Source organism: Cupriavidus sp. 01L43, from assembly GCF_056399925.1.
The window spans coordinates 470,822-484,777 of sequence record NZ_JBFTSH010000001.1 but is presented as its reverse complement, the minus strand read 5'-3'; the positions used below and the strand labels follow the sequence as shown (position 1 = coordinate 484,777).

The 13,956-nt window shown below is 65.2% G+C and carries 16 protein-coding genes; 2 read left to right on the top strand and 14 right to left on the bottom strand.

Going from position 1 to position 13,956, the window contains the following annotated elements; translation table 11 throughout:
• Positions 1-3: 3 nt before the first annotated feature.
• The 10 genes from AC1DP9_RS02375 to AC1DP9_RS02330 form a co-directional block, all read right to left on the bottom strand.
• The gene (locus AC1DP9_RS02375; protein ID WP_092290027.1) at positions 4-633 is read right to left on the bottom strand and encodes a sigma-E factor negative regulatory protein; all 630 of its coding nucleotides are present in this window, start codon (positions 631-633) and stop codon (positions 4-6) included.
• Positions 634-749: 116 nt separating this feature from the next.
• On the bottom strand, positions 750-1,349 hold the full coding sequence (rpoE, locus tag AC1DP9_RS02370; protein WP_092290028.1) for an RNA polymerase sigma factor RpoE: 600 nt from the start codon (positions 1,347-1,349) through the stop codon (positions 750-752).
• A 183-nt stretch (positions 1,350-1,532) separates the two neighbouring features.
• Positions 1,533-2,765 (bottom strand): beta-ketoacyl-ACP synthase II, encoded by a 1,233-nt coding sequence (gene fabF / locus AC1DP9_RS02365; protein ID WP_477106506.1) that lies wholly within the window; start codon positions 2,763-2,765, stop codon positions 1,533-1,535.
• Positions 2,766-2,975: 210 nt separating this feature from the next.
• Entirely contained in the window at positions 2,976-3,215 is a 240-nt protein-coding gene (gene acpP / locus AC1DP9_RS02360; protein ID WP_008644813.1) for an acyl carrier protein, read from the bottom strand.
• A 169-nt stretch (positions 3,216-3,384) separates the two neighbouring features.
• Entirely contained in the window at positions 3,385-4,134 is a 750-nt protein-coding gene (gene fabG, locus AC1DP9_RS02355; protein WP_092290034.1) for a 3-oxoacyl-ACP reductase FabG, read from the bottom strand.
• 18 nt (positions 4,135-4,152) lie between these two features.
• Positions 4,153-5,082 carry an ACP S-malonyltransferase gene (gene fabD, locus AC1DP9_RS02350; protein WP_477106505.1) on the bottom strand — a complete coding sequence of 310 codons (930 nt, stop codon included), beginning with the start codon at positions 5,080-5,082 and terminating at the stop codon, positions 4,153-4,155.
• Positions 5,083-5,161: 79 nt separating this feature from the next.
• Positions 5,162-6,142 carry a beta-ketoacyl-ACP synthase III gene (locus tag AC1DP9_RS02345; RefSeq protein ID WP_092290036.1) on the bottom strand — a complete coding sequence of 327 codons (981 nt, stop codon included), beginning with the start codon at positions 6,140-6,142 and terminating at the stop codon, positions 5,162-5,164.
• Positions 6,143-6,220: 78 nt separating this feature from the next.
• A complete protein-coding gene (gene plsX / locus AC1DP9_RS02340; protein WP_092290037.1) occupies positions 6,221-7,300 on the bottom strand; it encodes a phosphate acyltransferase PlsX in 1,080 nt (359 codons plus the stop codon).
• Positions 7,301-7,492: 192 nt separating this feature from the next.
• The gene (gene rpmF, locus AC1DP9_RS02335; protein WP_008644820.1) at positions 7,493-7,672 is read right to left on the bottom strand and encodes a 50S ribosomal protein L32; all 180 of its coding nucleotides are present in this window, start codon (positions 7,670-7,672) and stop codon (positions 7,493-7,495) included.
• Between the two features lie 122 nt (positions 7,673-7,794).
• Positions 7,795-8,412: a YceD family protein gene (locus tag AC1DP9_RS02330; RefSeq protein WP_477106504.1), complete on the bottom strand. Its 618-nt coding sequence runs from the start codon at positions 8,410-8,412 to the stop codon at positions 7,795-7,797.
• A gap of 212 nt (positions 8,413-8,624) precedes the next feature.
• On the opposite strand from AC1DP9_RS02330, the gene AC1DP9_RS02325 reads away from it, so the two are divergent.
• A complete protein-coding gene (locus tag AC1DP9_RS02325; RefSeq protein WP_477106503.1) occupies positions 8,625-9,227 on the top strand; it encodes a Maf-like protein in 603 nt (200 codons plus the stop codon).
• A gap of 3 nt (positions 9,228-9,230) precedes the next feature.
• Positions 9,231-9,962, top strand: coding sequence for an SAM-dependent methyltransferase (locus tag AC1DP9_RS02320; protein WP_477106502.1), 732 nt, complete (start codon positions 9,231-9,233; stop codon positions 9,960-9,962).
• 6 nt (positions 9,963-9,968) lie between these two features.
• On the opposite strand, the gene AC1DP9_RS02315 is transcribed toward AC1DP9_RS02320, so the two are convergent.
• Genes AC1DP9_RS02315 through AC1DP9_RS02300 form a run of 4 tightly spaced genes read right to left on the bottom strand, consistent with a single transcriptional unit; the run spans position 9,969 to position 13,272 of the window.
• Positions 9,969-11,132: a S49 family peptidase gene (locus AC1DP9_RS02315; RefSeq protein WP_092290046.1), complete on the bottom strand. Its 1,164-nt coding sequence runs from the start codon at positions 11,130-11,132 to the stop codon at positions 9,969-9,971.
• Between the two features lie 42 nt (positions 11,133-11,174).
• On the bottom strand, positions 11,175-11,558 hold the full coding sequence (locus AC1DP9_RS02310) for a Rieske (2Fe-2S) protein (RefSeq protein WP_092290048.1): 384 nt from the start codon (positions 11,556-11,558) through the stop codon (positions 11,175-11,177).
• Positions 11,551-12,210: an HAD-IA family hydrolase gene (locus AC1DP9_RS02305; protein WP_092290052.1), complete on the bottom strand. Its 660-nt coding sequence runs from the start codon at positions 12,208-12,210 to the stop codon at positions 11,551-11,553. The genes AC1DP9_RS02310 and AC1DP9_RS02305 overlap by 8 nt, the downstream gene beginning before the upstream one ends.
• A gap of 60 nt (positions 12,211-12,270) precedes the next feature.
• Positions 12,271-13,272 (bottom strand): RluA family pseudouridine synthase, encoded by a 1,002-nt coding sequence (locus AC1DP9_RS02300; RefSeq protein ID WP_477106501.1) that lies wholly within the window; start codon positions 13,270-13,272, stop codon positions 12,271-12,273.
• Between the last annotated feature and the right edge of the window lie 684 nt (positions 13,273-13,956).

Below are 13,956 nucleotides of genomic sequence, written 5' to 3'. Positions count from 1 at the left end.
GCATTATTCCTGCGAATTTTCCTGTGAGAAGTTTGCGCCATTCGCCACTGTGCGCATGGTCGGCACAAAGGCTTCGGTCGCGACCGACGTGCGATGGGCACGCAGGTATTCGTCAAGGCGCGGATCGCGAATCATCTGGGCGCTGTCAGCGGCCACGGTCACGATCGAACCGGCCTTGGCCGGCGTGGCGGATTGCTCGACGCGGGCCACGACGGCATCGGGCGTACCGATATCACCCGGACCACGCATCTGCGGCACCACAACCCAGCTCACGGCCGCCACAGCGGCGGCGATGGCCGTGCCCGGCATCACGCGGCGCACCCACGACGGGCGCACCAGCAGGCGTTGACGGCCAGCGGCAGCCACGGCGGGCACGAGCACATGGGGCTCGGCTTCCAGGCGTGCGGAGAATCGGGAAAGAAACGCATCGGTCGATCCAGCGTGCGTCAGCTCTTCCGAACGCAGCGTGTCACCGATCAGCTGGTAGACGGTCCAGTCCGTCATGCCGGTGTCGCTCTTCGCGAGACCCAGCACGGCGTCCACTTCGTTCGGCGCCAGCTCGCCATCCATCAAAACGGAGATTTGCTCCGATGCTTCCACTACATGAACCGACTGCTTATGAGCCTGACCCATTTCCCACCCCAAGAAATTCCATTGAACACCGATAAATCCCGTACTGCTGCTTGTCGTTTATCGATGCAGGAATTGGCTGCAACGCTGGCTGCACGACATTCTTCAACTTGCTACCTCTACCACCGCTTGCCCTCGGCTGTTCCCAGCAGGGGGCGCAACTTGTCGGCAATCGCCTCGCGGGCGCGGAAGATCCGTGACCGCACGGTGCCGATCGGGCAACCCATGGCTTCGGCGATTTCCTCATAGCTGAGGCCCTCGATTTCGCGCAGGGTGATGGCGGTACGCAATTCCTCCGGCAGCGCCTCCATCGCGCGGTTGACCGTCTCGGCCACCTGACGCGTGTGGAGCATGGACTCCGGCGTATTGATATCCCTTAGTTGCTCGCCGTCTGCAAAAGTTTCAGCCTCTTCGGCGTCAATATCGCTGGACGCCTCCGGGCGGCGGCCCTGCGTGGCCAGGTAGTTCTTGGCGGTGTTCACGGCGATGCGGTACAGCCACGTGTAGAAGGCGGATTCGCCCCGGAACTGGGGAAGCGCGCGGTATGCCTTGATAAAGGCATCCTGCGCCACATCCTCCACTTCAGCGGGATCGCGGACAAGGCGCGAAATGAGCCGGATGATCTTGCGGTGGTATTTGGCCACCAGCAACTCAAAGGCTCGTTTGTCGCCCTGCTGGACGCGTTCAACTAGAAGCTGATCGGCTTCGCGTTCGCTCACGAATGGTTCACCTGCAGTGTATCTCTTGGTTTTGTCGTCACGACAAACGTTGTATTTTACCTACGAATCGGGACCCACCGGGTGTCGCGAAGCGCATTCTGTGACCGCCCGTCCGCATGTTTGGTTCCGCATGCCGAAATGAAGCGGGGCTCGCCGTGGCGAGCCCCGTGATACCCGTCGCGGTCAGACGCGGCGGAAAACAAGCGTACCGTTGGTGCCGCCAAAACCGAAGTTGTTCTTCACGGCCACGTCGATATTCATCTCACGCGCCGTATTCGCCACGTAGTCAAGATCGCATTCCGGATCCTGATTGAAGATGTTGATCGTCGGCGGCGAAAGCTGGTTGTGGATCGCCAGCACGGTGAAGACCGACTCGAGGCCACCGGCACCGCCCAAAAGGTGACCGGTCATCGACTTCGTCGAATTGACCACCATCTTGTAGGCGTGTTCGCCGAAGGCCAGCTTCACGGCGTCGGACTCGTTCTTGTCGCCCAGCGGCGTGGACGTGCCGTGCGCGTTCAGATACTGCACTTCGTCGGCATTGACGCCGGCGTTCTTCAGCGCGGCCACCATGCAACGGCGCGGGCCGTCGGTGTTCGGGGCGGTCATGTGGAACGCGTCGCCGCTCATGCCGAAGCCGATCAGCTCCGCATAGATCCTGGCGCCACGTGCCTTGGCCGACTCGTACTCCTCGAGCATCATCACGCCGGCACCCTCGCCCAGCACGAAACCGTCGCGGTCCTTGTCCCACGGACGCGAGGCCGTAGCCGGGTCGTCGTTGCGGGTGGACAGCGCGCGGGCCGCGGCAAAGCCGCCAATGCCCAGCGGCGAAACCGTCGACTCCGCACCGCCGGCCAGCATCGCGTCGGCGTCGCCAGCCTGGATCAGGCGGGCGGCCAGGCCGATGCTGTGCAGGCCGGTCGTGCAGGCCGTCACGGCCGCGAGGTTCGGGCCCTTCAGGCCGTGGTAGATCGACAAATGGCCCGAGATCATGTTGATGATCGAGCCCGGAACGAAGAACGGCGAAATCCGGCGCGGGCCGCGATTGGCCAGCTCCATCTGCGTATCTTCGATCATCGGCAGTCCGCCGATGCCGGAGCCAACCAGCACGCCGATGCGCTCGGCGTTTTCCTCGGTCACTTCCAGGCCGCTATCCTTCAGCGCCTGGGTACCCGCCGCGATACCGAAATGGATAAACGTATCCATACGGGGGGCTTCCTTCGCCGGAACATATTCCTCGACGTTGAAACCCTTCACTTCGCCAGCAAAATGCACGGCGAGCGCGGAGTGATCGAATTTGGTAATGGTGGCGATGCCGGACTTGCCGGCAACCAGGTTGGCCCAGCCTTCGGCAACCGTGTTTCCGACCGGAGACACAAGGCCAAGCCCAGTGACGACGACGCGACGACGGCTCACTATGATTTCCTACGAGTGCGTGAAGCGGAATTGGATTGATTCAGGATCTCGCCGATCGGGCCGTTAGTCATTGCATGCGGCGCGCAATACGGTTTGAGATCATTCCGATTCTGCTTCTTCGAACAGACGAAAGCCACAGAAAACAACCGGACAGGACCGTGACGGCCCCACCCTTGTGCCTTCTGTGGCTCGGAATACGAAGACGACGGCTTAGGCCTTGACGTGCGCGGTGGCGTAGTCGATGGCCTGTTGCACGGTCGTGATCTTTTCGGCTTCCTCATCAGGAATTTCCATGCCGAATTCATCTTCCAACGCCATCACGAGTTCAACCGTGTCCAGCGAGTCCGCGCCGAGATCGTTCACGAACGACGATTCGTTCTTGATGTCTGCCTCGGCCACGCCAAGCTGTTCAGCCACGATTTTCTTGACGCGTTGTTCGATATTGTCCATGTAACCCTCCAGGGAAGTTCGACAAAAAGTGGGCGCATTTTAGCAGGTTTGGACCACAAAAAATCCGCCTGCCATCTATTGCAAGAATCGCGCCCGTTCGGTTTGAAAAACAACTGCTTCGCCCGCCATCTTTCGGCTTCTTCGCCGAAATGTACGTCGGGTAATGCAATCAATTCATGTACATGCCGCCGTTCACGTGCAGCGTGGTGCCCGTGATGTAGGCGGCCTGCGGACCGGCCAGGAACGCCACCGCATGCGCGATGTCTTCCGGCTGGCCGAGTCGTCCCAGCGGGATCTGGGTCTTCAGCGCCGTATGCTGCTCGTCCGACAGGACCTTGGTCATGTCGGTGTCGATGAAGCCCGGCGCCACGCAGTTCACGGTGACGTTGCGGCTGCCGATCTCGCGCGCCAGCGCGCGGGCCATACCCTCCACGCCGGCCTTGGCCGCCGCGTAGTTCATCTGGCCCGGGTTGCCCGTGGAGCCCACCACCGAGGTGATGTTGATGATGCGGCCGGTGCGGGCCTTCATCATCGGGCGCAGCACGGCGCGCGACAGGCGGAACACTGCCGTCAGGTTCGTGTCGATGACGCTCGTCCAGTCATCGTCCTTCATGCGCATGGCCAGCTGGTCCTGGGTAATGCCGGCATTGTTCACCAGCACGGCCAGGCCGCCGTGGGCCTTCACGATCTCTTCGATCACGGCTTCGCAGCGTGCGGCGTCGTTCACATTCAACACCACGCCGCGGCCCTGCAGGCCCTCGGCCGTCAGGTATTCGCCGATGGCAGCCGCGCCGGACTCGCTCGTGGCGGTGCCGATCACGGTGGCGCCCTGACGCGCCAGTTCCAGGGCGATGGCCCGGCCAATGCCGCGCGACGCACCCGTCACCAGGGCGACCTGATTTTCCAGAGTCTTGCTCATGTTGCGATGTTCCTTGGCTTACTTCAGCAGCGCCAGCGTGTCTTGCAGCGATGCGGGGTCGAAGATCGCGCCGCCGACGAGGTTGCCGTCGATGCGCTTGGTCATGCCGGCCAGCACCTTGCCGGGGCCGCATTCGATCACATGGGTCACGCCTTCGGCGGCCATCTTCTGCACGCACTCTACCCAGCGTACCGGGGCGGCGGCCTGGCGCACCAGGGCGTCCTTGATCTGGGCCGGGTCGTTGGCGATGGCCACGTCCACGTTATTGATGACCGGGATCGACGGCGCCGAGAACGCCAGCCCTGCCATGCGCTCCTTGAGGCGGTCCGAGGCGGGCTTCAGCAGCGACGAATGGAACGGCGCCGAGACTGGCAGCGGCAGCGCGCGCTTGGCGCCCTTGGCCTTGGCAATCTCGCAGGCCTTTTCCACGGCGGCCTTGTGGCCGGCGATCACCACCTGCGAAGGGGCGTTGAAGTTGACGGCCTCGACCACGCCGGCGACGGACGCCTCGGCACAAGCCGCGCGCACGTCGTCATCGGACAGGCCGAGAATGGCGGCCATGCCGCCCTGGCCCACCGGCACGGCTTCCTGCATCGCCTGTGCGCGGAAGCGCACCAGCGGCACCGCATCGGCGAACGGGATCACGCCTGCAGCCACCAGCGCCGAGTACTCGCCCAGGCTGTGGCCAGCCACCAGGGCCGGGGCCGGGCCGCCGGCGTCCAGCCAGGCGCGGTACACGGCCACGGCGGCGGTCAGCATCACGGGCTGGGTGTTGGTCGTCAGGTTCAGTTCTTCCGCCGGACCTTCCGCGATCAGGCGGCCGATGTCCTGGCCCAGCGCGGTGGAGGCTTCCTCCAGCGTGGCGCGGACCACCGGGTTGTCGGCGAACGCGTTGAGCATGCCGACCGATTGCGAGCCCTGGCCAGGGAAAACGAATGCGAATTTCATCGGGAATCCAGTCTTAACGATTCAGACGAGCGTGTCGGGGCGCACGCGCCCTCTCAGGCACGCCGCGCCGGACCGCATCTTACATGCGCAGCAGCACCGCGCCCCAGGTGAAGCCGCCGCCAACGCCTTCCAGCATCACGGTCTGGCCCGGGCGGATGCGGCCGTCGCGTACGGCCACATCGAGTGCCAGCGGGATCGACGCCGCCGACGTATTGCCATGCTCGTGCACCGTGGCGATCATCCGCTCGGCCGGCAGGCCCAGCTTGCGCGCCGTGCCCTGCATGATGCGGATATTGGCCTGGTGCGGCACCAGCCAGTCGATTTCATCCGACTGGATCTCGGCCGCAGCCATGGCCTCGCGCGCCACTTTGTCCAGCACGTTCACGGCCAGCTTGAACACCGCCTGGCCGTCCATGTGCAGGAAGGCATTGCCGGTGATGGCGCCGCCCGAGACATTGCCCGGCACACAGAGGATGTCCACGTGGCTGCCATCGGCATGCATGGCCGACGACAGGATGCCCGGCTCGTCCGAGGCGGTCAGCACCACGGCGCCGGCGCCGTCGCCGAACAGCACGCAGGTCGTGCGGTCGTTGAAATCGAGGATGCGGGAGAACACTTCGGTGCCGATCACCAGCACGTTCTTGTGGGAGCCGCTGCGGATGAACTTGTCCGCCGTGGAGAGCGCGTAGACGAAGCCCGAGCACACGGCCTGCATGTCGAAGGCCGCACAATGGTTCGTAATGCCGAGCTTCTGCTGCACCAGGCAGGCGGTGCTCGGGAACACGAAGTCGGGCGTGGAGGTGGCCACGATGATCAGGTCGATGTCCTGGCGCTCGATGCCGGCCGCCTTGATCGCCTGCTCGGCCGCCTGCACGGCCAGGTCGCTGGCCGTGACGTCCGGCTCGGCCCAGTGCCGCGCCGAAATGCCGCTGCGCGAGACGATCCACTCGTCGCTGGTTTCGATGCCACGCTCGGCCAGCTGTGCTGCCAGCTCTTGATTGGTGACACGCCGCGGGGGCAGGTAGCTCCCGGTACCGATGATTTTTGCGAACTTGGTCATGTCTGTCGGATCGTGATGCTCACCCGGGCCGCCCTTGGACAGCCGCCACGGCCCCCGCCACTCAGGGGGCACGAAGCTTCAGGCGGCATGGGTATCGGGATGTGGGTCCGGTGCGTCGGTCTCCGGGCCGCCGGTCGCGGGCGCCGCGGCGCCGGACTTGTTGGCGAAGACCCTTGCTATACGTTCGATTACGCCGTTTCTGGCCGCATCATACCCGCGTTTGATCGCCCATTCAAAAGAGTGGGCGTCGGCGGAACCGTGACTCTTGATCACCAGCCCGCGCAGGCCCAGCAGCGAGGCGCCGTTGTAGCGCGCAGGGTCCAGCCGGCGCGCCAGGCGCGACAGCACGGGCATGGCCACGGCGGCCAGCAGCTTGGTGAACCAGGAGCGCGTGAACTCTTCCTTGATCATGCCGCCGATCATCTTGGCCAGGCCCTCGGTGCTCTTGAGCGCCACATTGCCGACGAAGCCGTCGCAGACCACGATGTCCGTCGTGCCCTTGAAGATGTCGTTGCCTTCCACGTTGCCGTAGAAATTCAGCTCGGAAGCGCGCAGCAACTCGCCGGCGGCCTTGACCACCTCGTTGCCCTTGATCACTTCCTCGCCGATATTGAGCAGGCCCACCGTGGGGTGATCCTTGTGATCCACCACGGACACCATGGCCTCCGCCATGCGGGCGAACTGGAGCAGGTGCCCCGGCTCGCAGTCGGCGTTGGCGCCCAGGTCGAGCACCGTGGTGCCCCAGCCCTGCTCATTGGGAATGGTCGTAGCGATGGCTGGCCGCTCGATGCCCTCGAGCGTCTTCAGCACATAGCGCGACACGGCCATCAGCGCGCCGGTGTTGCCGGCGGAGATGAGCGCGTCGGCGCGGCCTTCCTTGACCTGCGTGGCCGCCACGCGCATCGAAGAGTCCTTCTTCTTGCGCAGCGCCACTTCCACCGGGTCATCCATCGTGATGACCTCGGTTGCCGCCACCACGGTGACGCGCGGATGATCGGTGGCATGCAGCTTCTTGAGCTGCGCGCCGATGGCGTCGGGCAAGCCGACGAGGATCATCTCGGCGTCATCGTGACGGGAAAGAAAACTGATCGCCGCCGGCACGGTCACGGACACTCCGTGATCGCCGCCCATGCAGTCGATAGCGAGCTTGATCGTCATTGTTTCCAGATACGGAATGCGCACCGGCATCCGCCGCCTCGGTTTGCGGGGACGCAACCAGCCGGACGCGCGGATACGTTGCCGGGTGGGCGCCGAGCGCCCAACAAAAAAGCGGCAACGAGCTTGCCGCTTTCCTGTTTTACACCTGACAACGTGCGCGAGCGAGACACAGGGTCACGCCAGACGACCTGGTCAGTCGTTCTTGGTCTTGATGACCTTGCGGCCACGGTAGTAGCCGTTCGGGCTCACGTGGTGACGCAGGTGGGTCTCGCCCGTGGTCGGCTCAACGGCCAGGGGTGCGACCGACAGATGGTCGTGCGAACGATGCATGCCGCGCTTGGACGGCGACTTCTTGTTCTGTTGAACTGCCATGATGACTCCTTCGAGAATTTTCCGATATTAACACACGCATCCTGCGCGAGGCGTAGCCGGGGCCCGGCCGGATGCTTGACCTGCTACCCGAGGACGGGTGCGCCGGCCGCTCTGTTGCGGCGTCAGTGCTTCGTCTTCAGGCCGGCCAGCGCCGCAAAGGGCGATGGCCGCTTTTCCTCTTCGGGCGGAGCCTCAGGCTCCACCTCACCGTCCGCGCCGGTCACGAGCGACTCGTGCACGGCCGGACAGACCATATGCTTGGGTGCCGACGGCAACGCCAGCAGCACCTCGTCTTCCATCAGTTCCAGCGGCGAAAACTTCTTCGACCCGACGATCACGTCGACGTCGTCGTCATCCATGGGTGCCGAATCCGCCGCTTCTTCGCTGGCCATGACCTCGAAGCGCATCGACGTGTCGATCGGCTCCGGGTAGACCTGCAGGCAGCGCTGGCAATCGAGCCAGACCCGGCCTTGCATGGTCACGTCGACGAACAGCCGCTGCGACACCGCTGCGCCAACTTCCACAGCTTCCTCGCGCATGAAGCCGGTGAGCGTGTAGTGAAACGTCTCGTCCGGTGCCGATGCTGGCGCATCCGCGGCCGTCTCGGCTAAGATGCGCGGCAAATCGCGCGTCGCCACGTCGCCCGCCACGCTGCCACCCTTGCGGCAGAAGGCGAACAGATCGGTTTCGCGCAGATCGAATGCCGCGGCGGACGCCGCTGGCTGGGTCGGCTGACTCATGTACGCTGAATCGCTGGAAAAATGCCTTGTTTGCCACACCTGGGACGATCCACGCCATCGAGGGCGGATACGCCTGCCGCGATGGCTTCCGATCACGGCCGGGCACGAATGTGCCTGTGTGGCTAAACGCGCGATTATAAGCTGAAAAACGGGAGCCGGTCAAAGTATACAACCGACCATTCCCCTCTCCTTCCGACGCTACCTCTATATATATGTCGTCCTCCGCTATCCACCCGCCCCTGATCCTCGGGTCGAGTTCTCCATACCGGCGCGAACTGCTCGCGCGGCTGCGCATTCCGTTCGACGTGGCCGTGCCAGACATCGACGAAACCCCGCTGGCCGGCGAGGCGCCTGAAGCCACGGCCCTGCGCCTCTCGCGCCGCAAGGCCGAGGCGATCGCCGCGCGCCACCCCGGCGCGCTGGTTATCGGCTCGGACCAGGTCTGCACACTCGACGGCGCCCAGATCGGCAAACCCGGCAGCCACGAGAAGGCGCTGGCCCAGCTGCAGCGGATGCGTGGACGAACCGTCACATTTCATTCGGCGCTATGCCTGCTCGACAGCCGCACCGGCGAAGCCCAACTGGCCGATGTGCAGACCCGGGCGACCTTCCGCGACCTGCCCGATGCCGAACTCGACGCCTACCTGCGCCTGGAGACCCCCTACGACTGCGCCGGCAGCGCCAAGGCCGAGGGGCTGGGCATCGCCTTGCTCGCCCGCGTGGAATCGGACGACCCCACCGCGCTGATCGGCCTGCCGCTGATCGCGCTGACCGGCATGCTGCGCGCCGCCGGCTACCCGTTCTTCGGAGCCTGAACGATGGCTGGCACCCTGTTCCTGATTCCCAACACGCTCGGCAAGCGCGACGAATTCGATCCGCTGCCCGATGTCATCCCCGCCGGCGTGCAGCAGATCGCCGCGCGGCTCGACTACCTGGTGGCCGAGAACGCCAAGACGGCCCGCGCCTTTCTGAAGAAGCTGGGCGAAACCAGCCCGCTGGCGCACCCGATCCAACAGATCGAGATCCGCGAACTGAACGTGAATACGCGCGCCGAGGCGCTGGCCGCGCTGCTGGACCCGATCGCCGGGGGCCGCGATGGCGGCCTGCTCTCCGAAGCCGGCGTGCCGGCCGTGGCCGACCCCGGCGCGGACCTCGTGCGGCTGGCCCACACGCGCGGCGTGACGGTGCGGCCACTGGTGGGGCCGAGTTCGATCCTGCTGGCGGTGATGGGCTCCGGGCTGAACGGCCAGAGCTTCGCGTTCAACGGCTACCTGCCCGTGGACGCCGACGAGCGCGCGCGCAAGCTGCGGGAACTGGAAGCGCATTCGCGCAAGGCGCGCCAGACGCAGGTCTTTATCGAGACCCCGTACCGCAACGCCGCGTTGCTGGAAGCGCTGCGCCAGCATTGCGCCGGCACCACGATGGTATCGGTGGCCGTCGATCTGACGCTGCCCACCGAAACCATCGTCACGCTGCCGCTGTCGGCCTGGCGGCCGGAGCGGGTTGCCCTGCAAAAGCGGCCGGCGATCTTCTCGCTGCTGGCCGCCTAGTCGTGCTTACCGGAGCGACTGCGCGCCGGTCGACATCATCATGGTCTTCATCGCCGCGCTGCCCATGGCCGCGCCGAACCGCTTGGCCACGCGCTCGGCGATGTTTTCCTTGACCGTGTAGTCGACGATATCCTCGGCCTTGAACAGGTCACGCGCCACGTAGTCGGTGCTGCCCACGCCATCGGCCAGACCCAGCGCCACGGCGCGCTCGCCGGACCAGAACAGGCCCGAGAACAGGTCCGGATCGTCCTTCAGCCGGTCGCCGCGGCCTTCCTTCACCACGTCGATGAACTGCTGGTGGATCTCCTTGAGCATGGTCTCGGCATAGACCTTCTGGCGCGGCACCTGCGGCGAGAAGGGGTCGAGCATGCCCTTGTTGGCGCCCGCGGTGTACAGCCGGCGCTCCACGCCGAGCTTCTCCATCAGGCCGGTGAAGCCGAAGCCATCCATCAGCACGCCAATCGAGCCGACGATGCTGGCCTTGTCGACATAGATCTTGTCAGCCGCCGCCGCCACGTAGTAACCGCCCGAGGCGCAGATTTCCTCCACCACCACGTAGAACGGCTTGCCCGGATACACGGTGCGCAGGCGCTTGATCTCGTCGTTGATGATGCCCGCCTGCACCGGCGAGCCGCCCGGCGAGTTGATCTTGAGGATCACGCCGGCCGCATTCGTATCGGCGAAGGCGGCCTGCAGCGAGGCATTGATCGATTCCGCGCCGGCCGGCGTGCCCGCCGCGATCTCGCCTTCCAGCGACACCATCGCGGTATGGCGCCCCGTGGTGCTGGCGATACCATCGCCCTTGAAGTCGATCACTGCGTACAGGATCAGCGCCAGGATGCCCAGCCCGACCAGCCGGAAGAAGATCTTCCAGCGCCGCGCCGCGCGCTGCTCGCGCAGCGTGGCCATCAGCACCTTCTCCAGCACGTCGCGCTCCCAGCCGCCGGTGGCGCTGCCAGCGCCCACCGGGGCGGCAGTGCCCTGCCCGCTCAGCCGCGCGCGGCGCTCGTCGGCCTCGCGCCGCGCCGCGTCGTCCCCGGCGCGCAGCTCGTGCTCGAGTGGAAAATCGGCCTGCCGGGCCGTTTCCAGGCGCTGGCTATCGTCGGCCTGTTGTTCGTGTTCGTCTTGCGTTTGACCCGGTTCGACCGGCGGTTTTTGCTGTTCTGTCATGCGATGGACTCGATAAAGTCAGACGGCGGCCCGGCGGATCATTCAGGTGGCGTCGGGCGGGTAAAAAGGCGGTTCGGGGAGCCAGTAGACAGCACCCTCACGTTCCTCGGTCCGGAGCTTGGCCAGCGCGGCGCCCCGGCAAGGGCCGCCCACGCAAAGGCCGGTGTCTGGCGCATAAACCGCGCCATGTGTCGCGCACATCAAGTATAGGCCCGCGCTATCGAAAAACTGCCCCTCCTGCCAGTCCAGTTCCATCGGCACGTGCGCGCACTGGTTTAGGTAGGCATGCGCAACGCCGTCGAAACGGACCACGAACGCGCCGATCTCGCGCGCTTCCACGCGCACCGAGAACCGCACGCCGGCGCCGCCATCGACGAGTTCGTCGCTGGCGCACAGGCGGTGCGGCGGCAGGCTGGCCTCAGGCATGCGTGAGCAGCCATTCCTGGAGATCGGCGATCGACGTGGCGCAGTGCACCGGCGCCATCGCGCGCAGCGAATCGGCCGGATGCGCGCCGTAGCAGACGCCCAGCCCGTGCGCGCCGGCGTTGACCGCCATCTGCAGGTCATGGGTGGTATCGCCCACCATGACCGTGCGCGCCACGTCCTGGCCCAGCTCTCGCGTCAGTTCCTGCAGCATGGCCGGGTGCGGCTTGGAGAACGTCTCGTCGGCGCAACGCGTGCCATCGAACAGCTTGCCGAGGCCGGTGGCCGCCAGCGCCCGCTCCAGGCCCACGCGCGTCTTGCCCGTGGCCACGCCGAGGAAGTAGTGCTCGCCATGCAGGGCCTCGAGCATCTCGCGCACGCCATCGAACAGCACGAGGTCCGCATCGCGCGTGAGGAAGTGGTAGCGGTAGCGCTCGGCCAGGCGCGGATAGTCGGCCGGGTCGAGCGTGGGCACGGCATAGGACAGCGCGTCCTTCAGCCCAAGCCCGATCACGTGGCTCGCAGCGCTGTCATCCGGCACGGGCAGGCCCAGGTCGCGGCTGGCCAGCTGGATGCATTTGGCGATGGTCGGGGTGGAATCCATAAGGGTTCCATCCCAGTCGAAGACGATCAGGTCGAAGCGCTGCCTGGCCATTGAGGTCCTTGGTCGATGCGGAAAGTGGTGTGGCGGCTGCGGAGGTGGCGATGCGACGCGTCAGTCCGCCGCGCTGTGCTGACGCAATTGTTGCAGAAAATCAACACATTCGGCGGGTAATGGCGCCGAAACGGTCAGCGGCTCGCCCGTGGACGGGTGCGCCAGCGTCATCCGGTGCGCGTGCAGGAACATCCGCTTGATGCCGGGCTTGGCATTGCTGCGTGAAAGTGCCTTGTTGAGCGCAAAATCACCGTACTTCTCATCGCCGACGATCGGGAAGCCGGACGCTTGCAAGTGCACGCGGATCTGGTGCGTGCGGCCGGTCTTCAGTTCGGCCTCGAGCAGGGTGTAGCCCGGGAAGGCCTCCACCTTGTTGAAGATGGTGTGCGCGGTCAGCCCATCGGCCTGCACGCGCACGCGCCGCTCGCCGTCGGGCGTGCTGTATTTATATAGCGAGAGCTTGACGTGCTGCCGCGTGTTCTGGAATTCGCCGGCCACGCACGCGAAGTAGCGCTTGTCCATGCCCGTGCCGCGCATCTGCTCGTGAAGGTGCACCAGCGCCGAACGCTTCTTCGCCAGGATCAGGATGCCGGACGTCTCGCGGTCCAGCCGGTGTACCAGTTCCAGGAACTTCGCCTCGGGCCGCGCGCGGCGCAACTGCTCGATCACCCCGAACGCCACGCCCGAGCCGCCATGGACGGCCACGCCGGCCGGCTTGTCGATAATCAGCAGCCAGGCGTCCTCGAACAGGATTGGGAATTCCGAGGACGGCACGAAAGCATCGGCATCCTGTGACTTTTCCGCCACCCGCATGGGCGGGATCCGGATCACATCACCCAGCTTCAGCCGGTAAGTGGCGTCGATCCGGCCCTTGTTCACGCGTACCTCACCCGAGCGCAATACCCGGTAGATATGGCTCTTGGGCACACCCTTGGAGACCTTCAGCAGGAAGTTGTCGATGCGCTGGCCCTCGGCACTTTCGTCCACCGTGACGTACACCACCTGGAGCGCGCCGGGCGCGACGCGCGGCTCCTTTTCAATTTGATGGCGTAACTCATTCATTTTCAATATAATTTCCCGGCTGTTCCGGCCAAAGACCGGCAGCGCACGACCTGTGTAAGCGATTCTGTGAGCAATATAGGCGCGGGCCCACGTTGGGCTGGCGGGTGGCGAGCCCGATGGGGATTGCCACCAATATCCGCGCAGGATCACGCATTTTACACTTCGGGTTGCCATCAACCCGGCCCGTCTCCCGCATTTTGCGTACCCCGCAGGCGCCAGATGGGCAAATGGTGGAAATCAGCAGCACGCACGCGCCGCGCCGGCGCGCAGGAAGTTGCCCAGAGGCAGCTTCGGCGAGAAACGGCGGGCACRTGGAAACAGAGTGATCCAGGTAGAACAGAATTCAATGTGGATGCCCGACAGGCATCCACATCGGTGAGAGAAGACCGCCCGCACCGGGAACTCGGTGCCGGCCGGCAGGCGAGCCTGCCAACCGACCTGCAATATCGGCTAGTCGTATTACCGGCGCCCGGTCGCAGAACTCCAAGAAGCAGCGGCGCGCCCGCCAGGAGACAGGTCAGGTTGACATTCGGCCCCGCTTGCCGCGTCCGGAAAACTTGCTCTTTGACGCGTCTTGGCCATTCCCGGCCGGCCGCGATGCCGCGAAGCCAGTGCCGTTTGCATTGTGCGTTGCCGCATCGCCCCCGGCCATTCCGGGCATCCGCCGCAAGTCGCTGTATCAGG

Coding starts and splice junctions, on each gene's coding strand:
- fabG (WP_092290034.1), bottom strand. CDS start 4,134: ATGAGCAAGACTCTGGAAAATCAGGTCGCCCTGGTGACGGGTGCGTCG.
- AC1DP9_RS02320 (WP_477106502.1), top strand. CDS start 9,231: ATGGCTGGCACCCTGTTCCTGATTCCCAACACGCTCGGCAAGCGCGAC.
- rpmF (WP_008644820.1), bottom strand. CDS start 7,672: ATGGCAGTTCAACAGAACAAGAAGTCGCCGTCCAAGCGCGGCATGCAT.
- AC1DP9_RS02305 (WP_092290052.1), bottom strand. CDS start 12,210: ATGGCCAGGCAGCGCTTCGACCTGATCGTCTTCGACTGGGATGGAACC.
- AC1DP9_RS02300 (WP_477106501.1), bottom strand. CDS start 13,272: ATGAATGAGTTACGCCATCAAATTGAAAAGGAGCCGCGCGTCGCGCCC.
- fabD (WP_477106505.1), bottom strand. CDS start 5,082: ATGAAATTCGCATTCGTTTTCCCTGGCCAGGGCTCGCAATCGGTCGGC.
- AC1DP9_RS02325 (WP_477106503.1), top strand. CDS start 8,625: ATGTCGTCCTCCGCTATCCACCCGCCCCTGATCCTCGGGTCGAGTTCT.
- AC1DP9_RS02330 (WP_477106504.1), bottom strand. CDS start 8,412: ATGAGTCAGCCGACCCAGCCAGCGGCGTCCGCCGCGGCATTCGATCTG.
- acpP (WP_008644813.1), bottom strand. CDS start 3,215: ATGGACAATATCGAACAACGCGTCAAGAAAATCGTGGCTGAACAGCTT.
- AC1DP9_RS02315 (WP_092290046.1), bottom strand. CDS start 11,132: ATGACAGAACAGCAAAAACCGCCGGTCGAACCGGGTCAAACGCAAGAC.
- AC1DP9_RS02375 (WP_092290027.1), bottom strand. CDS start 633: ATGGGTCAGGCTCATAAGCAGTCGGTTCATGTAGTGGAAGCATCGGAG.
- AC1DP9_RS02345 (WP_092290036.1), bottom strand. CDS start 6,142: ATGACCAAGTTCGCAAAAATCATCGGTACCGGGAGCTACCTGCCCCCG.
- AC1DP9_RS02310 (WP_092290048.1), bottom strand. CDS start 11,558: ATGCCTGAGGCCAGCCTGCCGCCGCACCGCCTGTGCGCCAGCGACGAA.
- plsX (WP_092290037.1), bottom strand. CDS start 7,300: ATGACGATCAAGCTCGCTATCGACTGCATGGGCGGCGATCACGGAGTG.